This window comes from Noviherbaspirillum aridicola (assembly GCF_019656455.1).
Classification (GTDB): Bacteria; Pseudomonadota; Gammaproteobacteria; order Burkholderiales; family Burkholderiaceae_D; genus Noviherbaspirillum; species Noviherbaspirillum aridicola.
The window spans coordinates 108,607-135,181 of sequence record NZ_BPMK01000004.1 but is presented as its reverse complement, the minus strand read 5'-3'; the positions used below and the strand labels follow the sequence as shown (position 1 = coordinate 135,181).

Genomic DNA, 26,575 nt, shown 5'->3' with positions numbered 1-26,575 from the left:
CTCCAGTCCTTGTCGGGTGACGTTACTCGTAGTCGGAGACCGGCGGGCAAGAGCAGACCACGTTGCGGTCGCCGTAGACATTGTCCACGCGGCCGACCGGCGGCCAGTACTTGTTGCCGCGCAGCGAGCGCACCGGGAACACGGCCTGCTCGCGCGAATACTTCCGGTCCCACTCGCCGGCGATATCCATCGCGGTATGCGGCGCATGGCGCAGCGGGCTGTCCTCGGCGCTGATGCTGCCGTTCTCGATCGCGCGGATCTCGTCCCGGATCGCGATCATCGCGTCGCAGAAGCGGTCGAGCTCTTCACGCGATTCGCTCTCGGTCGGCTCGATCATCAGCGTGCCCGGCACCGGGAAGGACATGGTCGGCGCGTGGAAGCCGAAGTCCATCAGGCGCTTGGCGACGTCGTCCACGGTGACGCCGGTGTCCTTGAGCGGACGCAGGTCGACGATGCACTCGTGCGCCACCAGGCCGCCCTCGCCGCTGTACAGGATCGGATAGTGCGCCGACAGGCGGCGCGCGATGTAGTTGGCGTTGAGGATGGCGACTTCGCTGGCCTGCTTCAGTCCTTGTGCGCCCATCAGCTTGATGTAGGTCCAGCTGATCGGCAGGATGCTGGCGCTGCCCCACGGCGCGGCGCAGACCGGCGCTTCCCGGCGCTCCAGCATGCGGTGGCCGGGCAGGAACGGTGCCAGGTGCGACTTGACGCCGATCGGGCCGACGCCGGGGCCGCCGCCGCCGTGCGGAATGCAGAAGGTCTTGTGCAGGTTCAGGTGCGACACGTCGCCGCCGAACTTGCCGGGCGCGCACAGGCCCACCATCGCGTTCATGTTGGCGCCGTCGATGTACACCTGGCCGCCGTGCGCGTGCACGATGTCGCAGATTTCACCGACCGCCTCTTCGAACACGCCGTGGGTGGACGGATAGGTGATCATGATCGCCGCGAGGTCGGCCGCATGTTTCTCTGCCTTGGCGCGCAGGTCGGCGACGTCGACGTTGCCGCTGGCGTCGCAGCCGACCACCACCACCTGCATGCCGGCCATGTGCGCGGTCGCGGGGTTGGTGCCATGGGCGGAACTCGGAATCAGGCAGATATTGCGATGGCCCTCGCCGCGGCTCTTGTGATAGGCGCGGATCGCCAGCAGGCCGGCGTACTCGCCCTGCGAGCCGGCGTTCGGCTGCAGCGACACGGCGTCATAGCCGGTGCAGGCGACGAGCATCTGCTCCAGCTCGCTGGTCAGCTGACGATAGCCCTCGGCCTGGTCGAGCGGCGCGAACGGATGGATCGCGGCAAACTCCTTCCAGGTCACCGGAATCATCTCGGTGGTCGCATTGAGCTTCATGGTGCAGGAGCCGAGCGGGATCATGGTGCGGTCCAGCGCCAGGTCCTTGTCCGACAGCGCGCGCAGATAGCGCAGCATCGCGGTTTCCGAGTGATGGGTATTGAACACCGGATGGGTCAGGAAGGCCGTGCCGCGCACCAGTCCCGCGGGAATGCGGTCCTCTGCCTGCGCCTCGCACTCGGCGAACGCGGGCGCGGCCTGGCCGGCGCCGGCGAACAGCGACCACAGGGTGTCGATGTCGGCGGCGGTCGTGGTTTCATCGACGGAGATGCCGACCGTGTCCTGGTCGATCTCGCGCAGATTGATGCCGGCAGCCCGTGCCTTGTCGTGGATCGCGGCCGCGCGGCCATTCACGCGCACGGTCAGGGTGTCGAAGAACGCGGCGGTGCGCACTTCGCAATCGAGCTTGCCGAGCCCGACCGCGAGCGTCGAGGCGAGGCGATGCACGCGCTGCGCGATCGTTTTCAGGCCTGCGGGGCCGTGGTAGACGGCGTACATGCTGGCGATGTTGGCCAGCAGCACCTGCGCGGTGCAGACATTGCTGGTCGCCTTTTCGCGCCGGATATGCTGCTCGCGGGTCTGCAGCGCCAGGCGGTAGGCCTTGTCGCCATGGCTGTCGATCGACACGCCGACCACGCGGCCCGGCATCACCCGCTTGTTCGCATCGCGCGTGGCGAAGTAGGCGGCGTGCGGGCCGCCGTAGCCGAGCGGCACGCCGAAACGCTGGGCAGTGCCGATGGCGACGTCGGCGCCGAACTCGCCCGGCGGCGTGAGCATGGTCAGCGCCAGCAGGTCGGCGGCCACCACCACCAGCGCATTCTTCGCATGCGCTTTCCGGACGGTCTCGGCATAGTCATGCACGTCGCCGTCGACAGCCGGGTACTGGAGCAGCACGCCGAAGCAGTCGAGCGCATCGAGATCGCTGCGATGGTCGCCGACCACCACCTCGATGCCGATCGGCTCGGCGCGGGTGCGAACCACGTCGATCGTCTGCGGCAGGCATTCGCGGGAAACGAAAAAGACATTGCTCTTGCTCTTGGCCACGCGCTGGCAGAAGGTCATCGCCTCGGCGGCGGCGGTGGCTTCGTCGAGCAGCGACGCGTTGGCGATTTCCAGGCCGGTCAGATCGGAGATCATGGTCTGGAAATTCAGCAGCGCCTCGAGCCGGCCCTGCGAGATCTCGGGCTGATACGGGGTATAGGCGGTGTACCAGGCGGGGTTTTCCAGCAGGTTGCGCAGGATGACCGGCGGCGTGTGGGTGTTGTAGTAGCCCATGCCGATGAAGGACTTGAAGACCTTGTTGCGCGAGGCGATCTCGCGCAGCTCTTCCAGCACTTCCGGCTCGTTGCGCGGCGAGCCGAGCGCCAGGGGCTCATGCTTGAGAATCGTGCCGGGGACGACCTTGCCGATGAACGCTTCCATCGAGGAGAAGCCGAGCATTTCGAGCATCGCCTGCTGATCGGCGTCGGCCGGCCCGATATGGCGCTCGATGAAATCCGCGTGTTGCTGCAAGGTGTCGAACGCGGCACGTTTCTGAACCATGTTTTCCTCTGTGACGATATGGATGTGAGTTGCGGAACGCCCGGTCAGCCGAGCGAAGCGATGTATTCCTTGTAGCCGGCCTCGTCGAGGAAGCCTGCCAGCGCGTCGGCCTGCGACGGCTTGAACCTGAAGAACCAGCCTGCGCCGAGGGCGTCTTCATTGACCTTGCCCGGCTCGTCGGCCAGCACGCCGTTGATCTCGGTAACCGTGCCGTCGGCCGGCATCATGATTTCGCCGGCGGTCTTGACGGACTCGATCACGGCTGCTTCATCGCCCTTGGCGTAGGTCTTGCCGGCTTCCGGCAGCTGGACGAAGACCACGTCGCCGAGGTGGTCCTGCGCATAATCCGTAATGCCGACGGTGATGGTGCCGTCGTCTTCCATGCGCAGCCATTCATGCTCCTGCGTGTACACGGTCTTGCTCATCTGCTGATCTCCTGATGGGTTGAATGCGGGGATTGTTGTTGTGTCAGCTGTGCCGGCCGGATGCGAGGCCGGAACGACGCGCACCCCGCCATCTTACCGAAGTGACAGCGTGCGCCGGATGCGGCGTGATTGTAGAGATTTCCGGCTTGCTTTTGCGCTCAATCGCTGCGGCAGATTATTCGAATTCCAAAAACCTGACCGCACCCGGATTTTGAAAAACAAAGTCCGCGACGCTTTCGCTTTGATTTTTGAAAATCGGAAAATTCCGCCTGCCCCGACCCCTACGGTTTCTTCCGACAAATGAAAAGCGGCCGCGTTCCCCGCCTTCCGGCGCGGGCAAGCGGCCGCTCGACAGGGCGCGCGTTGCACGCGCCCGCCCCCTCGCTCAGAACTCTTCCCAGTCCTCGCCCGCAGCCGTCGCCGCCGGCCGGCGGAGCTGCGCAACCGCTTTCGGGGCCGGCACGGCCGCCGGCGCGGGACGCTTTACCGGCACGACCGCCGGCGCGGGTCGCTTTACCGGTGCGACCGCCCTTGCCGGCGCCGGCGCCGGCGCTGCTGCTGCGGCGGCGGCCCGGCCGGTATTGAAAACCCGGACCGCATCGGCCAGGCGGGCGGCCTGCTCCTGCATGGCGGTGGCAGCCGCTGCCGCCTGCTCGACCAGCGCTGCGTTCTGCTGCGTCACCTGGTCCATCTGGCTGACGGCGTGGCTGACCTGCTCGATGCCCGACGTCTGCTCGCGACTGGCGGCGGTAATCTCGGCCATGATATCGGTCACGCGCCTGACGCTCGTGACGATCTCGCGCATGGTTTCGCCGGCACCGTCCACCAGGCGGGCGCCCTGACCGACCTTGTCGACCGAATCCGCGATCAGCGCCTTGATCTCCCTGGCCGCCGACGCGGAGCGCTGGGCCAGGTTGCGCACCTCCGCCGCCACCACCGCGAAGCCGCGCCCCTGCTCGCCGGCACGGGCCGCCTCCACCGCCGCGTTCAGCGCCAGGATATTCGTCTGGAAGGCGATGCCGTCGATCACACTGATGATCTCCACCACTTTCTGGGAGGAGGCGTTGATCGATCCCATGGTGGCGACGACCTCTTCCACCACCGCGCCGCCCTTCTCCGCGATCTCGGACGCGCTGCGGGCGAGCGAATTGGCCTGCTGCGCATTGTCGGCATTCTGCTTGACGGTCGAGGTCAGCTCTTCCATCGAGCTGGCGGTTTCTTCCAGCGAGCTGGCCTGCTGCTCGGTACGCGAGGACAGGTCCTGGGTGCCGGAGGCGATTTCAGACGACGCGGTGGTGATGGTTTCGGTGCCGGCCCGCACTTCCTCGACGATGCGCGCGAGATTATCCCGCATCTGCTTCATCGCATGCAGCAGGCTGCCCTGGCGCGCCTTGCCGAGACTGATCTCCCCGCTCAGGTCGCCGGCGGCGATGCGGCTGGCGACGTCGACCGCCTCGTGCGGCTCGCAGCCGAGCTGTGCCAGGATGCTGCGGGTGATCACGATTCCGGCGGCGATGCCGAGCGCGATGGCGATGGCCGCCAGCGCCAGCGTCTGCACCAGCGCCGCCTGGTAGGCGGCCCTGGCCGTGTCCAGATCCTCCTGGTTGATGCGCTTCTGGAGCTTGATGTAGTCGTCCAGCAGCGCCTGCCACGCCGCGGTTGCCGTTCCCGCTTCCTTGATCAGCAGTTGCGTGGCCATCAGGTCCTGGTCCTGTTTCGCGTACTCGGCCACCTGGTTGTTCAATGCCCGCGTGGTCTCGCGCATGCCGCCGATCTTCTTGCGCAAGTCCAGCTCCTCCGGCGTGCCGGCAAGCTTTTCGAGGGCGGCAAGCGCCGTGTCGTAGGTCTGCCTGGCCTGATCGATCTTCTTGAGCTCGGCGTCGATCATTGCCGGATCGCTCATCAGGACCACGGTGCGGCTGACCCGCGCCACCACGTGCACCGACTCCGCCATCGTCGACACCAGTTCGGTCTTCAGATAGTTCTTCCCGACGATGTTCTCCAGCCGCTCCTCGACCTGCGACATCCGCAGGATGCCGACACCGCCCATGACCAGCAGCAGCACCAGCACAAGCGCGAAGCCGACCGCGAGCCGCGCGCCGATTGCCAATCGTGACAGTTTCATATGTCCCCTTTTTTGTTTTAATGGTCCGAACCGGATGCGGGGAGCATTCCCCCATGCCGTTTACGGGCGTGGGGAAGCGAAATTTAGCCTGCCGGAGAAATTGTGATGCCGTCAGGATGGCTGCAAGCAGGCCCGGCTATGCGGACCGCCGGCCCCGGAACAGCCACTTCTCCAGCTCGACGATGAGCATCAGGACGATCCCGAACGCGCCTATCCTGATCCACGCGCCCGCCTCCAGGCCCGCCGTGCCGAACAGCGCCTGCATCGCAGGCAGATAGGTGAATAGCAGCTGGAATACAACGAGCAAGCCTATCGCCGCGAGGATGTAGCGGTTGCCGAACAGGCCTTCCATGCTGAGCGACGAGGCGGTCACATGCCGACAGTTGAACAGGTAGGCGATCTCGCCCATGACGAGCGCGTTCACGGCGGCGGTGCGGGCGGCCTCCAGCTCCGCGCCGTTGGCGCTCTCCCACAGGAACAGACCGAGGCTCCCGGCCACGAGCAGCGCCGAGACCAACGCGATGCGCCAGACCAGATACGGCGACAGCAGGGCCTCCCCGGGGTCGCGCGGCGGACGACGCATGGTGTCGGCCTCCGACCGCTCGAAGGCGATCGCGAGCGACAGCGTGACCGCCGTGATCATGTTCACCCAAAGGATCTGCACCGGCGTGATCGGCAGGGCCATCCCCAGCAGCACCGCGATGAGGACCATGCCGGCCTCGCCACCGTTCGTCGGCAGGATGAAAAGCATGGCCTTGCGGATGTTGTCGAAGGCGGTTCGCCCTTCCTCGACGGCGGCAACGATGGATGCGAAGTTGTCGTCGGCCAGCACGATCTCAGACGCTTCCTTCGCGGCTTCGGTCCCTTTGCAGCCCATCGCCACGCCTACATCCGCGCGCTTGAGCGCCGGCGCGTCGTTCACGCCATCGCCGGTCATGGCAACCACGTTGCCCTGCGCCTGCAGGGCGCCGACCAGCCGCAGCTTGTGTTCCGGACTTGCGCGGGCAAACACGTCGGTCTTCGCCACCACCGCCTGCAGCGCGGCATCGTCGAGCGCCTCGATGCTGGAACCGGCCATGGCCCGGATATCCGGCGCGAGGCCGAGCTGCCTGCCGATGGCCGCGGCAGTCGCCACGTGGTCCCCGGTGATCATCTTCACCTTGATGCCGGCGGCGAGGCAGGCCGCGACAGCCCGCCTGGCCTCCTCCCGTGGCGGGTCCGATATCCCGACCACGCCGAGCAGCGTGAATCCACCGGCCTCGACCTCCGCGAAAACCAGTTCGCGCGCGACCTCGTGCTGACGGCGGACAGCGATGGCCAGCAGTCGCATGCCGGCCGCCGCCGCCTCATCCATCCGTTCCAGCCAGTCTTCCCGACGCAGGGGGACATCGTGCCCCTGCTGACGCTGCATCGAGCAAAGCTCGAACACGCGCTCCGGCGCTCCCTTCAAAAATACGAAACCATGGCCGAGGTGGTCATGGTGAAGCGAGGCCATGAAACGGTGTTCGGACTCGAATGGAATGACGTCGGTGCGCGGCAGCATCGATTTTTCGGATTCATGGTCCACGCCGGCCTTCATTGCAAGCGTGACCAGGGCGCCCTCGGTGGGATCGCCCGCGAGCTGCCACACGCCCTCGACGAGACGCAGGCTGGCATCGTTGCACAGCACGGCCGCGCTCGCGAGGTCTCGCAGCGCCGGATGCGACGCGACATCCGCTTCGAGCACCTTGCTGCCAAATCCGCCTTCCGGCGCATAACCGACACCGGTGACCTCGAAGCTTTCATCCGCGATCAGCACGCGCTGCACGGTCATTTCGTTTCTTGTGAGGGTGCCGGTCTTGTCGGAGCAGATCACCGTCACCGAGCCGAGCACCTCGGCCGCGGGAAGGCGACGGATGATCGCGTTGCGTCCCGCCATGCGGCGTACGCCGATGGCGAGCGTGATCGTCATGATCGCCGGCAGCCCCTCCGGGATGGCCGCGACCGCGAGACCGACCGCGGCCAGAAACATTTCGTTGGCCGAGTAGCCCCGCAGCAGCGTACCGCCGGCGAACATCAGCCCTGCCGCGGCAAGTATCGCCCACGTCAGCCGGCGTCCGAAGTCGCCCAGCTTCCTGAGCAGCGGCGTGGACAGTTCCTGGACATTGGCAAGCATCCCGCTGATGCGTCCGATCTCCGTCGCCGCCCCGGTTGCCACCACGATGCCCGTGCCCTGCCCGTACGTGACCAGTGTTCCCGAATACGCCATGCAGGTGCGGTCACCGAGTTCGCACTCCGCGGCGACGGATTCCGCCTGCTTCTCGACCGGCACCGATTCCCCGGTCAGGACCGCCTCGCCCACGCGCAGGCTGCGCGTTTCCAGCAACCGCATGTCCGCCGGCACCTTGTCGCCGGAACAGACGAAGACGACGTCGCCCGGGACGAGGCTGGCGGCGTCGACCATCTCCCGTCTTCCATTGCGCAGCACCTGCGCCTGCAGCGGCAGCATCTTGCGTATGGCGTTCAGCGCCTGTTCCGCCTTTCCCTCCTGGATGAATCCGATCACCGCATTGATCAGAACGACGCCGACGATGACGCCGGCATCGACGATGTGGCCGAGCATCAGGGTGATTGCGCCCGCGCCCAGGAGCACATAAATGAGGACGTTATGGAACTGCCGGAGAAAGCGGACCAGCGCGCTGCGCTGCGGTGGCGGGGGCAAGGCATTCGGCCCGTATTGCGCAAGCCGGCGCGCGGCCTCCGTTTCGTCCAGCCCGGCCACGGTCGCCCCAAGCGCCCGGACCGCCTCGGCGGCGTCGAGATCATGCCAGGATCGCGCGGCGCTTCCGGTGCCGGGAGCGCCGCTGACCGATTCCGTCGAATCCGGGGCGCGACTGCTGTGACGGGCGGTCACGCGATCCTGTCCTGACGTTTCCATGCGCTTCACCTCACGAGTGCGAGAACGGGATCATCCGCTCAAAAAAGGAGAAAAAAAGCCGCCGCGACAGCCGTGGGCAGCAGCGCCCCGACCAGCAGCCCGCCGATGCCGATGCTGCCGTCGTTGAAGCCTTCCCGCAGCAGCGCGACGCCCGCCGGATTGGGGGCGTTGGCGATGACGGTGAGGCCGCCGCCCGCCACCGCGCCCGCCACCAGCATGTACTTGGCGGGATCCGAAATCCCTTCGATCAGGGATCCGAGGTAAGTCAGTGCCGCGTTGTCCGTGATCGCCGTCAGCCCCAGCGCGCCGAAGAACAAGGCAGTCGGCTCGAGGCTGGAAACGATGGGCTGCAGCCACCATTGCTGCATGCCGCCCAGCACGACGAGCCCCGCCAGGAAGAACCCGACCAGCAGGCCTTCTTTCAGAATGAGCGGACTTTGGTATTGCGCATAGGCCTGGGTATAACCCAGGAAAAACAGGAACACCCCGAGGAACACGACCGGATGGTGCGCAAACACGACGACCGCGGCCAAGAACACCAGGTGAATCATCATGACCACCGGCGGCACGCGCACCTGCGGCTTGTCGTCCATGTCCTCTACCGGCGCCGTCAGATGCTTGCGCAGCAGCCAGGAGATCGCGGTCGCATTGATGAGGACGGCCGCGGCCGCCTTCCAGCCGAAGTTCGCGGCCATGAACGCACTGTCCCATTGCCAGGTCGAGGCAACCATCAGCACCGGAGGCGCCGCGAATGAGGTTAGCGTCCCGCCGATCGAGATGTTGACGAACAGCACACCGAGCGCGGCGTACTTGAGCCACTCCGGCATGCCGGGACGGAAAACCAGGCGCGCCAGCATCAGCGCGGCAAGCGTCATCGCCGCCGGTTCGGTGATGAACGAACCGATCAGCGGTACCAGCGCAAAGCACAGCCATACCTGGGCGAGCAAAGTGTCGACCGGCGCCGCCTTCGCGGCCGCGCCGATGACTGCCTTCACCGCTTCCAGTACCGGCCGGGAAGCCGCCACCACCATGATGACGAAGACGAACAGCGGTTCCGTGTAGTGCCGGGACTCCAGGTATTCGATCGCCTGGTCTCCCCCCGCGACGAGGGCCATGATGGCGATGAAGATGAATGCCCAGAACCCGAAGACGACCTCGATTTCACCCAGCAGGTGAAACAGGCCCGCGTGCCGGGGACTGCGGTCGGCGATGCGCTCGAACGACTTTGCGGCAAAGGTGTGCAGGAGGGCCAACCCGAAAATGACGGCGGCGATGAGGTTGATATCACTCATGTAGTGTTGTCTCTCTTGTTATCGGTGAATGGAAATGACGGCGCGGGCGCTTTGCCGAAAGCGGAGGAACGCGCGGCAAAAGCGAGGCGCGGGGTTTGGTCGTCTAAGGGAGGCGAGCCGCGGCGGGAGCGCGGCATGAAGGATCGGATGCAGGTAGCGTGCGTTCATTGGGCGACAAGAAGCCGCGAGGCGGCCCGACCGTCGCAAAAACCTGCCACACTGAATATGTGAGCACCCGGGGAAAGTATAACGCAAGCGGATGGAGCGGGAGCAAGTCCTGCCGCGCAGGGCAATGTCGAGGCGGGATTCTTAACGGATGAACTTGCCGGCAGGCCGACGGAGCGGTGGCGCCTTGCTAATTGGTGCCCGAGACCGGAATCGAACCGGTACGCCCCCTCTCGGGTAAGCGGCGGATTTTAAGTCCGCTGTGTCTACCAATTTCACCACTCGGGCTCGCGCAGCACTTGCAGCCACGCAGGTAAAAAAAAAGCGCACGGGGCGCTTTTTTGAAGAAATGGAGGCGGGGGTCGGAATTGAACCGGCGTCCACGGCTATGCAAGCCACGCGCCTGCTTACAGCACTAGCCCCTCCGCTGCCCCACGCAAAGCTCGACAACGTGGAAAAGTCGGCCGGATTCTATCATGGCAGCCGGCGTCGTCAAAATCGCAAGCTTGCACGGCGACAAATGGGAGCGAGTTTTCGGACCGCCTCCTTGGCAATGCCGGTGCCGCCTCCTGTCCGGATTGCTGTTGCCCTGCGTCTGTACAGCCCCCTCATGTGATAAGGATTGGGACGTCACAGCCCGGCTTCGCGCCATAGCAGGGAGAGCGCTGCCCGTGCAAAGCGCGCAGCAAGCGACTCCGGCGCTGCCCTCATGACTACCTTCCCGCGCCACGTGTGCCCCTTGAACTCTTCGTTGGGGGATACTGCTTCCAGGGTCACGCGGTAGGCGGCTTTTTCCGGGATCAGCCTTCCTTCTGTTTCCCGCACTTCGATCGAACCGCCATGCAGGCTTGCCAGCACAGGCTGATCAAGCACGTGTGCCGCATCCCGGTCAATACCGGCCACCCGCAATTCGAGCACCGCACCGCTGCGCCCGTCGGGGTAGAACCGTGCAGTGTCGCCGACCGTCAGGCGGTGCACGCTTTCCTCGTCCACATAGCATTCCACGGTCCACGCGCCGTCCGTGACCACCGTGGCCACCTGCTCGTTGCGAGAAACCCAGGTTCCCGGACGAAGGTCGGGATCGAGCAGGCGGAATGTCCCGTCGACCCGTGCAACCGGCTCGAATTCCTGCTTCTGCGATTCCAGCGCGCTGCGGGTGCGCTCGGCGGTCAGCAATTCGCTTTCGCGTACCTGCAGCTGGACTCGCCGCTCGACGTTGAAGGTTGCCACCGCCACTTCCGCTTCAAAGCGCTGCCGCCGTCCCTCCACGGCAGCCAGTTTCTGCTGCACCGCTTCCGCGTCCATGGAGAGCAAGGGCGTGCCGGACGTCACCCGCGCACCGTCCTTCACGTGCAATGCCGCCAGCCGCGCAGCTTCACGCGCGTGCACGGGTAACTCCTGACCGGTATGCAGCAGGCCGGCCGTGCGAACCAGGCCCGGCAGCGGCAGAACGATAAGACCGGCCGCCACCAGCAGAAGCACCGCGCCGATGCGCGCGCGACGGCTGGAGAATACCTGAGCGCGCCGCGCGCTCCACACCTTTATTTCAGACATGACGGGCATGATGACGAACCAGATAATTTCAACTGCAAACAGAAGAATGCCGACGGCCTTGATGAAGAAGCCGTACACAAGCGCCGCGATGCCGAGGAACACGACAAGCCGGTAGATCCAGGTGAACCAGGCAAAGAACAGCAGCGCTCGCCGCATGCCGGGCGAGAAATGTTCGGGTGGCGGGTCTTTGAAATCGAACAGCAGTTCCCGCAGCTTCCAGCGTGCCAGTGCAAACGAGCGTGCGTGCAGATTGGGCAACTCAAGAAAATCCGACAGCAGGAAGTAGCCGTCGAAACGCATGAACGGGCTGCAGTTGACCACCAGCGTGCTGATCCACGTCGTGGTCGATAGCAGGAATGCCATGTGGCGCAGCACGCCGTCTGGCAGGAAAACCCAGAAGAGCGTGGCCCATGCCGCGATCACCAGCTCCGTCAGCACCCCGGCGCTGCCGATCAACAGCCTTTGACGCCTCGATCGCAATTTCCACGCCTCGTTGACGTCGGTATAGGGCATGGGGAACAGCACGAGGAAAGCCAGCCCCATGGTCGGCACCCGGCAGCCATAGCGCTTGGCCATGAGTCCGTGACCGAATTCATGCAACACCTTGACGAGAACCAGTACCATTCCCCACGCCGCCGCGCCCGACCAGCTCAGGTTATCCACCAGGGTACTGCTGAACTCGCTCCACTGACGGTACACCAGCATCACGCCGGTCAGGCCGGCCAGCAAGCTGAGGTTGAGGAAACCGCGGCTGAACAGGAAAGCGAGCCGGGGCATCAGCCAGCCGAGCAAGGCGTCCGGCTTGAGTAGCGGCACCCGGAAAAACAGGTAGTGATGCAGCAGCACCTGCCACCATCGATGTCGCCCGCGAGCGAGCATGGCAGCAAGCTCGCGCGAATTGTCTGCGCCGGGTACCGCGGCAAGCTGATTCTGCCCGAAGAACCGAACGACGCCTTCCACCTGTTTCACGGTGGGCCGCAAGGTCGTCGCTTCGCTGATCGCTTGTGCTATCGCCGCGACATCCGCGAGGTCCCAGTTGGCCAGGACTTCAAAGCTCAACCAGTCGAGCTGGAAGTACAGGTTGCGCACCGGGTCGTGCAAGGTCCACGACGGCTGTCCGTTTCGCAGGCTGGGGCCAGGGTGCAGGGCCAGTTCCTGGCGCAGCTGCGGCCATGGCGGCGCATGCCTGGCAGGGGCGCCGCCGGCGGCGCGCAGCAGGATGTCAGATACCGAGGAGTTCACGTATGGTCGCCAGCGGACGGCGGATGATCCAGTAGCCGAGGGCCACGCGTTCGCCGGACAGCCTCACGGTGCCCTTCAGACCCACACGGTGCGAGGTGCCCTGCTCCAGCCGCGCCCGGACGCGATAGGCGTACTGTCCGTCAGGCCGGCGGGTGACATCGTGAGACACAAAGTGCACATACCCTGTCACCGGGTCGAGCGGCGAAGCGGACAAATACAATCTCGCATCCGCGTTCGCTGGCAGCGGGATGGCGTCGCCTATTCCCAGCCATGCTTCGATCTCGCGGTCGTCTGCCGAGGCCAGGCGCATGATGCGCTCGCCGGTGGAGACGGGCCGCCCGGTCCATTCGGATGGATCATCAAACAGGATGTAACCGTCCTGGGGCGCCAGGACGTCGAGACGTCCGCGCTGAGCGCGAAGCAGCTCCAGCTCCGCCCGACGCTCGGTGACGTTGCCACGTGATGCGGGCAATTGCATCCTGGCCTTGGGATCGCTCATCGATTGCTGTTCGACCTGCCGCAGTTCCGCCTCTGCCGTGAGCAGTGCCTGCTGGGCCACTTCGAAGCGCGAGCCCAGCGCGATGTCGTCAAACGAGAACAGCGGCTGCCCTTTCGTCACCAGCTGGTTAGGCCTCACGTGGAACTTGCTCACTACGCCGTCCAATGGCGCGCGGATCATGATCGGGTCCGCGGGCACCAGTTCGCCCGGTGCCAGCACAGTCAATGGCACGGGCACGGCAAGCACGAGGGCGACCCCAGCCATCCACGCCACGCCGCGTTTGCCGATCCGCGCCCGCAAGCGAGCCGCGCGGGCGCGCCATCCAAGACGGCGCTCGGGCAAGGCTTTCCCGTGGTGCATCACGCGCCACGTCGCGACCCATTCCCGGAGGGCGCCGAGATCTTCCGAGGTCCATGCTTCATCCCGGGCAAGGAGCAATCCGCCTGCGGGCACCAGGCCGGATCCCGGTGACGAGGGCAGAGGAAGCCAGGCGGCATGAGCCGGTAGCCACTCGTCCCAGTCTCCGGCGGCAGGACCCGGTGCCGATGAAGCATCGAGAGTCGCCGGCTCGTTCTCCGGCAACACACTGCACAACGTCTCCAGCCACTGCACATAAGGCGCGTTGCGCTCGGGCTCCAGGACCCCGGATAGCGCTTTCACGCCCTCTCCCCTGAACCACAGGACAGCCTGCCGATAGGGAGTCAACAGATGTGTATCGTTGACTACGATGAACTGGAGCGCCGCGAGATCATCCGCATCTCGCGCCCGCCGGACCAGCTCCATCTGTACAGCCAGTAAATCGTTATCCAACATTGCAATACCAGGAGCGTTCAAGCGATCAGCCTACCTTCTCTGGCTGTAGCTTGGCAACCTGCGGACGCAGGCGCTGTGCCTGTTCGCGCACCTGCTGTTGCAAACTCGGGCGCCCCACGCTCGGTTTCGCCGCCGTCGGCGACACCGCCGGTGCATTGGCGGCGCCATCCGGCATGGCCCGCTCGTCGACCTCGGCGTCGGGACCGGATACGGGTTCCTGGCTCCGGTTCTTCGGTTGGTTGACCTCCTGCTTCGTCTGACCCTCTTGCGCGCGCTGCGCGGGGGCGCGGGCCGGGGAAACGCCCTTGTCCCCGACATGGAAGCGGAACATGGCCTCCACCTCGTTGCCGGCGCTGTCGCGTGCAATCACCTTAATCTGCAGGTCGCCGGTGAAGCCCGGAGGCGGTTTGCCGTCGAAAACCCCGGACGTGCCATTGAAAGACAGCCAGGTTGGCAGCGGTTTGCCGTCTGCCATGTATGCCGCCAGGGTGAGGCGCTCGCCGGGACGGGTTGTGACAAACGTCCCCTCGGGCACCGCAAAGCGGGCGTTGCCATCTCGTTCCGCAAACTGATCCGGTATCCGATTGGCCAGCGCAAGCGCCGGCGGTTCTGGCACGGGCTCCGGCTGCCGCTGCGGCACTTCTACCGGTATGAAGGGCTGGGCGACAGGCTGAGGCACTTGCGCCATCACCACTACCGGCTGTACGACGACAGGGGCCGGTGTTTCCGGCGGCGGGGGTTTGGGCGTGTCGTCGTCCGGCGTCTTGCCGGTCGGCGTCCCATCCGGGCCAAAGACTACCCCCGTTCCATTGTCGACGATGGTCGCCACCCCTTCTGCCGTCATGCGGCTGCCGTTGGTGGCACGCAGAACGAGCGTTTCTTCTCCCTCCAGTTGGGCATCGTTGACGAGAGCGGTTCGTACGAGCAGGGTATTGCCCATCGCAGGAATTGCGACCCGGCTGCCCGGTATGTAATTCACCCAGGCCGCACCATTGAAGACCTGCAGAGGTACACCGGCGCCCGCGTCGGAGGTATCTACGCCGAGCAGTGCATCCTTATCCGCCGCATCGGTGGTATTGCCCAGTTCGAGCTCAACCAGCTGGCCGGGCGCACCGCTTACTGTGAATACGACGTACGGCGACGCCTCATTGAACGTACGCGAAGTAACGCTCAGCCGCCGGTCGTCATCCAGATTGGTCGTGTCAGTAGGCGGATTGCCGCCCGGCGGCAGGTCCGGATACTTCACGCCGCCGCCGTGGTCGTCAATGGTGGCCGTGCCGGTGCCGGCGTTGCCGCCGGTGCCGGTGGCCGTCAGCGTGAAGGTATGGTCGCCCTCGTTCGCCGTGTCCTGGACGATGGCGGTGCGCACATAGAGCACCCCGCCCGCAGGAATGGTCACGAAGGCATCAGGCGTGTAGTTGACCCAGCTGCTGCCGTTGAAATACTGCAGACTGCCACGGTAGTCGTCGCTGCCATCGGTCTGGATGGTGCCATCGGTGTCCATCCTGGCCGTGCCGTCGGCCAGCGACAGCTTCACCTGCTGGTTGCCGGCGCCAGTGACCGTGAAGACCGCGTACGGAGATCCTTCGTTGACGCGAATAGAATTCACGCCCGGTGCGCGGTCATCATCGAGTCCGGTCGTGTCAGTAGGCGGAGTGCCGCCCGGCGGCAGGTCCGGATACTTCACGCCGCCGCCGTGGTCGTCGATGGTGGCCGTGCCGGTACCGGCGTTGCCGCCGGTGCCGGTGGCCGTCAGCGTGAAGGTATGGTCGCCCTCGTTCGCCGTGTCCTGGACGATGGCGGTGCGCACATAGAGCACCCCGCCCGCAGGAATGGTCACGAACGCATCAGGCGTGTAGTTGACCCAGCTGCTGCCGTTGAAATACTGCAGACTGCCACGGTAGTCGTCGCTGCCATCGGTTTGGATGGTGCCATCGGTGTCCATCCTGGCCGTGCCGTCGGCCAGCGACAGCTTCACCTGCTGGTTGCCGGCGCCAGTGACCGTGAAGACCGCGTACGGAGATCCTTCGTTGACGCGAATAGAATTCACGCCCGGTGCGCGGTCATCATCGAGTCCGGTCGTGTCAGTAGGCGGAGTGCCGCCCGGCGGCAGGTCCGGATACTTCACGCCGCCGCCGTGGTCGTCGATGGTGGCCGTGCCGGTACCGGCGTTGCCGCCGGTGCCGGTGGCCGTCAGCGTGAAGGTATGGTCGCCCTCGTTCGCCGTGTCCTGGACGATGGCGGTGCGCACATAGAGCACCCCGCCCGCAGGAATGGTCACGAACGCATCAGGCGTGTAGTTGACCCAGCTGCTGCCGTTGAAATACTGCAGACTGCCACGGTAGTCGTCGCTGCCATCGGTCTGGATGGTGCCATCGGTGTCCATCCTGGCTGAGCCGTCGGCCAGCGACAGTTTCACCTGCTGGTTGCCGACGCCAGTGACCGTGAAGACCGCATACGGCGAGCCTTCGTTAACGCGGATCGAGTTCACCGAGGGTGCCGGATCGCTACTGAACTTCAGCGATGCATTGACGCCCAGATCATAGGACGCGGTGGCGATATCGCCGTCAGCATCCGACACGGCACGGTCGAGTATCAGACTACCCGCGGCCGGAGTGAGCGCCATCGTGTTCACGAAATTCCCGGCGTCGCCATGCCAGAGGGGAGCATACTGCGTGAGCGTGATGACGCCGGTGCTGCTGTCGACCGAGAGGCGCAAGACCGCCTGTGCGCCGACAAGACCAACGACTTCGCCGCCGCTCATGCTCAGCACCACTTCTGCGCCCTGGCCGATCGCGTCACCGTCGCTGGAGACCGTATCACCGGGGTCCGTGAGATAGATGCCTGAATTCACCGCAGCGGCCGACAGGCGCAGGGAATAGCTGGCGGCCCCCTGGCCGTCGGTGCCGAACGTAGCGTTGGAAAAGTGCACGCTGAAATCACCCGTGCTGCTCATGCTGCCAGATGAGATATTGTTCTCGTCGAGCTGGATGGTTGCAGCCGTCGCCGGCGTGGCGGATGTCACCACCGGTCCGTCATCCTTGATCCTGAAGGAGCCGCTCTTACCCAGATCGACGGTATGGCTCACCATATCGCAATCACCATCGGTGGCGGTCGCGCGAATGACGAGATCGCCCGCGCTGGCGGTGCTCAGCGTCGCAACGTCATCGTGGTTGCGGTTGTCCGCGTGCCAGATGCCTTTGACTTGCTGGAAAGCTACTACCCCGGTCGTGGTGTCGACCTTGATCGTGAAATAGGTTTGGCCGCCCGCCGTACCCGTGATGGTGTCGCCCGACTGGCTCATCAGGATCTCGGCACCCTTCCCGCTTGCCGCAAGCGGGTCGATCGCGAATAGCCCGGAGCCGACATTGCTGCCACTTAGAACCAGCGCATAAGCAACGGTGCCGCCGTCCGCGCCCATCTTGAATGCGGTGCTGAAATTGTCGGCAAAGCTCGCACTGCCAATGGCGAGGCTGGTCTCGTCGACGGTGATAACGTCTGCTGCGGAAACGTTGGCAGGAATCAGAGCGGGTGCGTCATCCACGATGTCGATCGTCACGCTTGCACTCGCGCTGGCGTTGGCAATGTCCCTGACTTCCACCGTGAAGCCGTTGGTCTCCGCCGCGCCAGCCGCGTCGACGGTCGGACTGGTCAACCTGAACTGATAGCTGAAGTCGCCGTTGCTGTAGCCGGTGATGGTGACCGTGCCATTAGCGGTCGTAAAGGTTTGACCGACCATCGCTGCCAATGAGGCGAACTCGCCAGCTCCAGTCCCGATGACCAGCGTCTTGTCAGTCGTACCGGTGTTCTTGAAGGTGATCGACTTGATGTCAGACAATCCGTCGACGTCACCGATGACGAAATGGCCTTCGTGATACTCGTAAGGCGAATCGGGATCCGTGCCATTGCTGGTCGACGCTTCCTGCACTTCGCCCGCCGGATTCATGCCGATGGTCGGCGCGTCGTTGACCGCCGTGACATTGAACGTGGCGGTCGCGGCGGACGACTCAGCGGAACCATCGGTGACCGTATAGACGAAGCTGTCGCCCGCGGTCGAATTCGCCGATGGCTTGTACTCCGCATCGCCGTTGCTCTTCAGGAAGACCACGCCGTTGGCGAGCGTGACCATTTTCCAGCCGCTTGCGGCAGGATGGGCATTGTCAGTGCTTGCCTGCAAGCTGGCGAACGAAACACCGTTGACGCTCGCAATGCTCAGGCTCATGCCCTCCAGGTCATAATCGACGCCGCCGGCTGCCGCACCGTTGTTGTCGTCAGCGATGATGTTCTTGCCGGTCAGGAGCGTGTCCTCGGTGGCCTGGTAAGTGTTAGAAACGGCGACCGGAACGTCGTTCTGACCGGTAATGCTGACGACCAGCGTGGCCGTCGAGGTCTGGTAGAACGACAGGCTGCCGGATACCGTTCCGGTATTGGCGACGCTCAACATGATGGTAGTGATCGCATTGGCGGCGTCCCGCGTAATCGCGGCCACTTTCGCACCACTGCCGACACCGGTGCCACTCACCCAATCGCCAACCACGATGCTGGCGTTGGCGCTGCTGATGGTCACCGTGGTCTGTGCGGCACTGCCGTTTGCGGTCGCGTTGCGGATATTGTCGGCAACGGTATAGGTAAATGTGTCGGTGAGCGGCGTGCTGTTAGCTTCCAGCGCCTGCACCGTGGGGTTCGAATTGTCGACGTCGTATTGGTAGCTGCCGTCACTCAGGATCTTCAACGTGCCATAGCGTCCGGTCGAACCGGCGTAGGCGTTGCCGAGGTCGTTCTGGCTGGTGCTGACCGTCACATTCGCGGGGATCGCGGCATCGGTATTGACGACGCCGACGACCCTCATGCCGTCACCGGCGTCAGCGTCACGGTCATTCACCAGTACATTGCCGGTGGCGCTGCTGCCTGCACCCGCCCCCGCCTCCAGCGCGGACCCGTAGTCGGCGGTTGCGACAGGCGCGTCATCTGCGCCGCGAATCGTGATAGTGAGGGAGCTGACGTCCGTCAGTAGCTGCTTACCGGCACTGAACGCGCCGTTGGCGAGGCGATAGGTGAACGTATCGGTCAGGGTTTCCGAGGCCAGTCGCAGCGCCTGGACGTCGCTGTTGGCATTGTCAACGCTGTAGGTATAGGTGCCGTCGGAGTGAAGTACCAGGGTGCCGTACTGGCCGGCCAGGGTCAGCTCCTGCGCAACGGGCGCGACGAACAACAGCGAGACGCCGGTACCCGTTGCGGTGGCACTCTGACTCAGCGTTATCGTGTTGCCAGAGATGGCCGTGACGGTGGTGTTGTTGGCAATGCCGGTGCCGACCACCCGCATACCGACCTGGATCCCGGCTACCGACGCCAGGGTGACCGAGGCGTTGACATTGGTTGTATTGCCAGTGGTGGTGGCAAAGATGTCAGTCATGGAGGCCGCGCCTGGGGCCTGCGCGCCAATCACGTACTTGCCGCCGGTCGGTACCGTGTCGTTGGTCGTGACATTGCCCGTGGCGGTTGCACCCGGCGCCGCATTGCCGGCACCGCCCGCTTCGACCGCCGTGCCCGTGTCGGCGACAGCGTTCGGATCATTGGTTCCCGATCCATAGACCGTGATGGACAGGACTGCCGTGCTGGTCACGCCGCTTGCATCCTGCATGGTGTAGCGGAAGGTCTCGACGGCGGACTCGGCTTCGCTTAGCGGACCGTTGGCCGTAGGAGTATAGGTGTAACTTCCGTTCGCATTGAGGACCAGCGTTCCGTACTGCCCGGTGAGAGTGGTCCCGGCGGCGGCCGAAAAACTGAGGACTGTCTCGGGCGCGCTGCTGATGACCTGGTTTACCGTGATCGAGGTCGGCACGCCGTTGGTATAGGTTACCGCGATGACGACGGTGTCGGCGGGCACCCCCGCGCCCGTCACGGTCATGCCTTGCTTGATAGTGCCGCTGATGGGCACCGCGGACAGGTTGAAGGTGGACGTACCGCTCGAACTCGACGACACCTTCCCCGCCTTCATACTACCACCGTCTTGCTCTGTGGTCGTCTCAGTGGAGTCTTTGAAGCCAACCTCGACATTACTGAGACTGGAAATGGCTTTCCGAGGGCTGGTGGCCGAATCGTAGTACGTCGCTGGGGTGCCGCTGAGCGGAATTGTCCGATCTGCAGCGTTGTAGCCGCCCGTCGCCGTAATTTGGTGTCCGTCTGACGAAAACATCGCGCGCCACACCCCGTCAATGAACAACCATGCTTCGTCACCGCTACCAACAGGCCTGAAAGTCGTGTTCGCTGTGAATTTGAGGGTAGGCGTGCTGCTGGAGCTCGTAACGCTGCCCAGCGTCGCCGCCCCACTCAGCCCGACAATACTCTTGGATTCCTGGTTCGCGTCGACATCCGTGTCATTGTTGAGCACGTTGCCCTCTGCCCGGGAGCCAAGCAAGTCATCACTCATATAGGCGGTGCCGTCCGTGCGCAGAGACTCCTTGGCCGAGTTGTAGTCGTCATTTGCGGCCGGTGCGTCGTTGTTGCCCGTGATCGTGACGACCAGCGTCGCCTTCGCGGTTGCCCCATTGGTGTCGGTCAGCGTGTAGGTGAAGGTCTCGGTGAGGGTGTTGGTCGACAGCCGGAGTGCCTGGACGGCGGCCTTGTTGTTGTCCACAACATAGCGGTAGCTACCGTCGGCAAGCATACGCAAGCTGCCATACATGCCGGTAACGTTGGCATACGATGTCGCAAGATCGTTGTGCGTGTTGTTGACGCTCGTTGCTGCTCCACTCACCGCGACGTTCGCCACCGCAGTCACGCACAGTGCTGCAGCCGCGTCCTCCACGTCCGAATCCGCAGCCTTGCTGGCGTCGGTCCCGGCAGTCAGCGTGACCGCCCCGCTGATGACGTTGCCGGTCGGGTCCACCCCGCCGCTGCCGTTGTTCACTCCACCCGCCTCACGGGCGGTGTTAGTGTCATTGACCGCGATCGGGCCATCGTTGACAGGCGTGATGTTGATCGTCACCGTCGCACTGCTGGCCGAGACCCGGCCGCTGCCGTCCTTGACCACGTAGGTAAAGCTGTCGCTGCCGTTGCTGTTGGCGCCCGGACGATAGTCCATCGTGCCATCGGCCTTGATGAACAGCGTGCCACGGGTGAGATTCACCTGCATCCAGCCATTTGCGGCAAGGTGGGTGCTGTCGGTCCCGTTGGGGATGAACGAGGTGCCGTCGATGGAGTCGATGCGCAGCAGCGAAGTTGCGGTTTCGAAGTCGGAATCGGTCCCCGCAACAGGATCGGCGTCGGTGATGATGTTGCGGCCGCTGATGGCCGTGTCCTCCAGCGTGGAGTAGCTATTGTCCTTGGCTACCGGTGCGTCATTGATGCCAAAGATTTCCCGCCAGGTTTCCGAACCGTTGTAGGCGCCGCCGCCGATGTCGCCGTTGACCGAGTTCGCCTGGGTGGCGGAAACGGGCGCGCCGTACAGCACGGGTGATGCGGAACTGCCGCCTGTCGGCCAGCTCGTCACCGGTACCGGCTGGAAATTCGGGTAGGTGTTGGTCACGTAGCTGGCGAAATCGGCGTAGGCCTGCGCCTTGAACGAGACGACGTAGTAATTCTCGGTGATGCCGTCGCCGTCGAGATCCCGCTCGCTGGAAGGCGCGAAGAAGACGTCGACCTTGGCGTTGTAGTTGTTGCCGGCAATTTGCGTGGCAGAGCCGCCCGACGCGGAGCGGTCGCGTGACGAGTCATAAATCAGGTACTGCTGCTGAGTCGCGTAGGTGGTATTGTTGGGCCGGGTATTGGATTCTGCCGAGGATTTAGTCAGCGGCACGAAGTACACCAGGTAGGTGTAGTTCGACGAGACGTTGGTGACATGGCCGGTGATGCTGTCCACTTGCGTGCTCGCGCTGTAGCCATTGTTCTGCACCACGCGCAGGAACAGCGCGAACTCCGGGATGCCGTCGGCGGTGAGATCGAACAGGATCTGGCCATAATCGATGATCAGGTCCTTGGGCGGCGCCTTCTCCGCACGCAGCTTGAAGTTCAGGTAGTTTTCTGCCCCTGCCGTCGTGATCTTGTATTGCAGCGTGGGATGCGTGGCATCGGACACCAGATCGGGTGCGGCCGCCGTCCAGCCACCATCGGTATTGCCCTTGTTCGGGTCGGACGTCCGTCCTATCGTGATCCACCCGCTGGTGTCCAGCGTCGCTAGTTCGACGTCGACCGCCTGCCCGTCGAGTGTCAGGCGCGCATGGTCGGCATCCAGCCGGGAATCGATGGCTTGGGTAGCCGTCAGCGCTCCCGACGCCACGGCGGCGAACAACTGGCCTTCGTCGCCGGCCGTGTCGATGGCGCCATTAAGGCGTGCGTCAATGGCGTGACCGATTTCTTCGGTCAGCACACGTGTAATGTCAGCCGCGCTCGCCGCTTGCACCCATTCGCGGTTCAGATAGATGGCCGCCCGGCCGTACGCATCGCTGGCCGTGAAGGCCCCGAGCGCGCCGCCCATTTCGGCATCGCTGCGCAACTCGATCGGAAGCGTCAGCTCGCCTGGTTTCTGCTCAAGCAGTTCATCCACCGCTGCTTCCCAGTTCTTCGACGCCTGATCGCCTTGTTCGCCCGGGAAAACCGACAGCAGGAGTTCGCGCGCGTCATCCCGATTCAGGAAAGCCGCGACCTGTTGCTGTGCCTGGGCAACCGCCGCTGCCAGGGCAGCACTCGTTGCTTCCGTCAGTTCCAGCCGTACCGCACCTGGTGCTGCCTCCCCTTGTGAAGTCGCGATCGCGGTTTCGAGCGTGTTCACCGCATGTCCGGGGTCGCTTTGTTCCGCATGCGCGCCGTCGGTCGGCGCGGCCGCCGGGTCTGCAAGTGCCACTGTTCTTGCCACCTCGGCACCGGCCGCGCCGTCGAACATGAGCCGGCGTTCGAGTACCAGGGGCCCGGCTTCGCTGTACACCAGGCCGGGAGCATTCTTCTTTTTGGTCGGTTTCGATTTCATGGCGACTCTCAGGGATTCGTGTTACTGCCCGGTGGCGGGGACGTTGAATTGTGCGTGGCCGCTCATGCCGGCGACGAGGTCGGGGTGGTTTCCGTCGACGACCGCGAGCACTTTGACGGACTGACTGATCGGATCGACACGGGCGCCCACTCGCTTGATCTTGGCCGGATACGTCTTGCCCGTCTCGTCGATGCGTACACGGAAACCCAGCCCGGTTTTCATCCAGGCCATCCACTTCGACGGTACGATGAGTTCGATCTCAAGCTGGCCGTCGTCGATGATGTCCAGAAGCGCCTGCCCGGGCTGGGCATATTGCTGCTCGCGCACCTTCTGTTCCGCCACCCGCCCGGAAAAGGGTGCCTGTATCCGGCACTTGGAAACGAATGCCGCAGCGGCGCTGACCTCGGCCTGACTCTTGTCCATCTCGGCCTTGGCGACGTTCAGCTCCATCTTGCCGGCCGCGTTGAGTTCGACGAGTCGCTTGTTGGCTTCCCAGGTCTGGCTGGCCGCGGAGTGTGACGACTCGGCTTTCTTCAACTGGGCGGCGTGTATCGAGCAGTCGAACACGACGAGCACATCGCCCGCCCGAAAGCGCTCGCCCTCGGGCACGGGCAGCCGCTGAACCTTGGCGCCGATTTCGGCAGCCAGCGTCGTATAACGCCTGGGCAGGAGTTGTACGCGTATCGCGTGCTCGGGCGACGGGGCGGCGGCAGGTTGAGTAACCGGCGATGCGGGTGCCGCCGATACGGGTACAGCCATCAGGGCTGCAACGAGCGCAGCGAGGCCCAGCGGGAGATGTGGCATGTTGAGATGTATGTATTGGAAGCAGACCGAGCGTTTCCCACGCCCGGTCCCGATTGACCTGTGGTGCATTCGCCAAGTCAACTACGGCCGGAATTCTTGTTTTGTTCCTGCCGAGGTTCCTCGATCCGCACGCCATCTGGCAGCTCGGCCTGGTTCCAGGACTTGAGCGCGCGCGCGACGATGGACGTCAGCTGCGACAGGCTCATGTCGTCCATGCTGTCGAACTCAGGCTCCATGCCAAGGGTGGCCTGCAGCCTGCTGGCGGCGGTATGCGCCTGGACGAGAGACTGGTAGCGGCGCTGCAGGCTCAGGATGGCAGTAGTGTTGTTGGCGACCGATTCGAGCTTGCTCTGAACCTCCAGTCTCGCGCGCTTGGCCATGATGTCGTCCAGCTTGGCGTCCACGCCCGCAACGGCTTCCGCGCGCTGGTACTGTTCAATGGCGTTCGCGTACTGCAGCCTGGCGACGTGTACCTGTGTAAGCACGGCCATTTGAGCGGTCATGCGTCGCTGATCCGCCAGCGATACGCCGGCATCCGCCAGACGCATCTGGGAGGGGCCGGACAGCAGGTTCATCAGGTTGAACGAGATGATCGCGCCGGCTTCCTGCCAGTGCTCATTGACCAGGTAACTGTCGGTGCTGTATTTCAGGTTGTAGTTGAACGAAACACCGGGAAACAGCCGAAGCAGCACGCGGCGCGTTTCATCGCGGGCGATACGGGCGTTGTAGAACTGCTCTCGGAGGTCCGCGTTGAGACCCATCGCCACGTCTTCAAGACGCTCGACAGGCAGCTCCAGTATGCGGGTGCTGAGCGCTTCCGATGGCTCTTCGACTTCAAGACGCGTCGTCAGTGGCATGTTGATCAGATGCAAAAGCTCCAGCCGCGCCGTCGCAAGTTCCTGATTGGTCGCTTCGAGCAGACGCAGATTCTCGAGCACTTGACGCTGGTAACGCAGACTCTCAACGGGCGAGCGCATCTGCTCGGCTTCAGCCTTGCGCGCGTCCACGAGAGCGTCCCCGGCGAGCTTGATCGTCTCCGCCACCCGCTGCTGCAAGCGTTGGGCGCTCGCGGCGCGCCAGAAGGCAGCGCGGACATCCTGGATCAGCAGATGCATTGCCTTGCGCCGGCGTTCGGCCGCAATCTGCACGCGATTGGCATTCTGACGCGCGCCATAATAGCTTGCGCCAAAATCGAGCAGGCTCCATGTCATGCCGAGGTCATAAACCGTCGCGGCACGCTCGCTGGATATGAAGGGGTTGGCGAGCGATGGCAGTCCGGTCACCGAATCCTTGCTGCGGGAGACCAGTTCCTCGTCGCGCCAGCGGTAGCCCGCCTGCGCCACCACTTTCGGCAACATGTCATAGCGGCCCGCGTCGAACTGATTGAAGGCGATCGCCTCCTCCATCATCCGGCTGCGGCGCTCCAGGTTGTATTTCAGCGCACGCGCGATCGCCTCTTCCAGCGTCAGCTTCCCGGTGACCGGCTCGACGTTTGCACGGGCCGCTTTGCGATCCGTGGCCAGGCCGTCGGTCAGTTCTTGCTTTGACACCGCAGTCGGGGCGAGAGACCCGCATCCTGACAAAGCAACGAGAACAAGCGTTGAACAAACGACAGCCAGCGACCGCCGGGAATTACTAGCCAAAACATTCACATTTGCACCCGTTCACAAATTTAATAGTTTTCACGAGTTCATTCTACAGTTTCGCCGCGGAAAGCAGAAGGAGAAAAACTGAAATGCTGGGTGCAACAGGCTGTTTTTACGACACTAATTTTCCTTCACATTCGCAATGGTCACTGCTAGTCCACACCATTTGCAAACGCTCCTGCGTCGCGTAAATGTGTGAATTAATACTCGAAATTAAAATTTACTCTCGCAACATATTTGTTGGATTTACCTTATCCGTGGTTTGCCGCGATTTCATGGGTTTTGACCTGAGGCGCCGCTGCGGCCAGTGAAAAACGAGAAGGTAGAAAAACGTCAAGTCGCGCCGCCTCGGGCAGGCGTTGGCAACGACTCGATCGCACACTCTATGATTCGAAAATGTGGGATGAACGGATCCCGGAAACGGCGTGATGTAGTCTTCGGGGCCCTGCCACGAAAGGAAGCCTTCGCTTGTGGCGGAAGCCTTGCGAATCAGGGGCGTTGAAATGAAAAATGGGTTAGCTCTGTTCGAGCTAACCCATCAATGTAGTGGAGGCGGGGGTCGGAATTGAACCGGCGTCTACGGCTTTGCAGGCCGTTTCCCTCCAACAAAATCAAGCACTTACGTTATCGCCCCCTCCGCTGCCCCCTAATAGGGTCGGCACCGCGAAGAAGTTGTCGAATTCTAGCATGCCGGTACGACTTCAAAAGTCACCGATCCGGTCCGAGGCGGCAAGAGCGTGGGTATCTCGGCAAGCCAGGTCGTTGCCGCAGATACAACTAATGCGAGAATCGGGACCTCTCCGTAGATGAAGCGACATGGATCACGCAGCAGGCCTGCCGAGTGAACGGACATGAAATTCATCCCATATTGCAGTGCAAGCCAGGGTATCAATCAGCGCGACGACCGTTTTTCCTGAATTCCCATGGCGCTATGGGATCGGCATCCTGCCACAACCCCGCCTGCCGGGTCCGCGCATTGTCTTGTACGCTGGCTAGAGACCGGTCCCTGCTATAACGCGGGTAGACCCAGGCCATCCCGCGCTCGACCTGCTCCCGGTTGACTTCAATACCACCACATGTAACGACAGCGACGATGCGCCCATAACGTTCAATATCCTGCGTCGTGTAAGCGGCATCCTTGTTCCAGCATAGATCGGCAAGTGACTGTCGCGGTCGCTGGCCAAAGGGTTGATACTTTTTCGGAGCATCGACGTTGGCCAGACGCAGTTTGACGGGCTTGC

11 protein-coding genes and 1 tRNA gene are annotated in these 26,575 nt (G+C 63.8%); all 12 read right to left on the bottom strand.

Annotated elements, in window-relative coordinates; all coding sequences use genetic code 11:
- Positions 1-22 precede the first annotated feature (22 nt).
- The 12 genes from gcvP to NCCP691_RS21595 all read right to left on the bottom strand — a co-directional run bounded on the left by gcvP (position 23) and on the right by NCCP691_RS21595 (position 26,555).
- Positions 23-2,887, bottom strand: a complete 2,865-nt coding sequence (gcvP, locus tag NCCP691_RS05800; RefSeq protein ID WP_220807304.1) for an aminomethyl-transferring glycine dehydrogenase — start codon at positions 2,885-2,887, stop codon at positions 23-25.
- A gap of 44 nt (positions 2,888-2,931) precedes the next feature.
- On the bottom strand, positions 2,932-3,312 hold the full coding sequence (gene gcvH, locus NCCP691_RS05795; protein ID WP_220807303.1) for a glycine cleavage system protein GcvH: 381 nt from the start codon (positions 3,310-3,312) through the stop codon (positions 2,932-2,934).
- Positions 3,313-3,697: 385 nt separating this feature from the next.
- A complete protein-coding gene (locus tag NCCP691_RS21505) occupies positions 3,698-5,437 on the bottom strand; it encodes a methyl-accepting chemotaxis protein (RefSeq protein WP_220807302.1) in 1,740 nt (579 codons plus the stop codon).
- A 136-nt stretch (positions 5,438-5,573) separates the two neighbouring features.
- Entirely contained in the window at positions 5,574-8,354 is a 2,781-nt protein-coding gene (locus NCCP691_RS05785) for a cation-transporting P-type ATPase (RefSeq protein ID WP_220807301.1), read from the bottom strand.
- A 38-nt stretch (positions 8,355-8,392) separates the two neighbouring features.
- Positions 8,393-9,646, bottom strand: coding sequence for a putative Na+/H+ antiporter (locus NCCP691_RS05780; protein ID WP_220807300.1), 1,254 nt, complete (start codon positions 9,644-9,646; stop codon positions 8,393-8,395).
- Between the two features lie 360 nt (positions 9,647-10,006).
- A tRNA-Leu gene (locus NCCP691_RS05775) sits at positions 10,007-10,099 on the bottom strand.
- A gap of 342 nt (positions 10,100-10,441) precedes the next feature.
- Positions 10,442-12,607, bottom strand: coding sequence for a site-2 protease family protein (locus tag NCCP691_RS05770; protein WP_238482338.1), 2,166 nt, complete (start codon positions 12,605-12,607; stop codon positions 10,442-10,444).
- Positions 12,588-13,919, bottom strand: a complete 1,332-nt coding sequence (locus tag NCCP691_RS05765) for an efflux RND transporter periplasmic adaptor subunit (RefSeq protein WP_220807299.1) — start codon at positions 13,917-13,919, stop codon at positions 12,588-12,590. Before NCCP691_RS05765 ends, NCCP691_RS05770 begins: the two co-directional genes overlap by 20 nt.
- A 25-nt stretch (positions 13,920-13,944) precedes the next feature.
- A complete protein-coding gene (locus NCCP691_RS05760; RefSeq protein ID WP_220807298.1) occupies positions 13,945-22,884 on the bottom strand; it encodes a cadherin-like domain-containing protein in 8,940 nt (2,979 codons plus the stop codon).
- 21 nt (positions 22,885-22,905) lie between these two features.
- On the bottom strand, positions 22,906-23,643 hold the full coding sequence (locus NCCP691_RS05755) for an efflux RND transporter periplasmic adaptor subunit (RefSeq protein WP_238482337.1): 738 nt from the start codon (positions 23,641-23,643) through the stop codon (positions 22,906-22,908).
- Between the two features lie 122 nt (positions 23,644-23,765).
- Positions 23,766-25,238, bottom strand: a complete 1,473-nt coding sequence (locus NCCP691_RS05750) for a TolC family protein (RefSeq protein WP_238482336.1) — start codon at positions 25,236-25,238, stop codon at positions 23,766-23,768.
- A gap of 984 nt (positions 25,239-26,222) precedes the next feature.
- Positions 26,223-26,555: a thermonuclease family protein gene (locus NCCP691_RS21595; protein WP_373870324.1), complete on the bottom strand. Its 333-nt coding sequence runs from the start codon at positions 26,553-26,555 to the stop codon at positions 26,223-26,225.
- Positions 26,556-26,575 lie beyond the last annotated feature (20 nt).

Excerpts from the sequence above, each read along its gene's own strand:
- gcvP (WP_220807304.1), bottom strand. The coding sequence starts at position 2,887 with ATGGTTCAGAAACGTGCCGCGTTCGACACCTTGCAGCAACACGCGGAT.
- gcvH (WP_220807303.1), bottom strand. The coding sequence starts at position 3,312 with ATGAGCAAGACCGTGTACACGCAGGAGCATGAATGGCTGCGCATGGAA.
- NCCP691_RS21505 (WP_220807302.1), bottom strand. The coding sequence starts at position 5,437 with ATGAAACTGTCACGATTGGCAATCGGCGCGCGGCTCGCGGTCGGCTTC.
- NCCP691_RS05785 (WP_220807301.1), bottom strand. The coding sequence starts at position 8,354 with ATGGAAACGTCAGGACAGGATCGCGTGACCGCCCGTCACAGCAGTCGC.
- NCCP691_RS05780 (WP_220807300.1), bottom strand. The coding sequence starts at position 9,646 with ATGAGTGATATCAACCTCATCGCCGCCGTCATTTTCGGGTTGGCCCTC.
- NCCP691_RS05765 (WP_220807299.1), bottom strand. The coding sequence starts at position 13,919 with ATGTTGGATAACGATTTACTGGCTGTACAGATGGAGCTGGTCCGGCGG.
- NCCP691_RS05760 (WP_220807298.1), bottom strand. The coding sequence starts at position 22,884 with ATGAAATCGAAACCGACCAAAAAGAAGAATGCTCCCGGCCTGGTGTAC.
- NCCP691_RS05755 (WP_238482337.1), bottom strand. The coding sequence starts at position 23,643 with ATGGCTGTACCCGTATCGGCGGCACCCGCATCGCCGGTTACTCAACCT.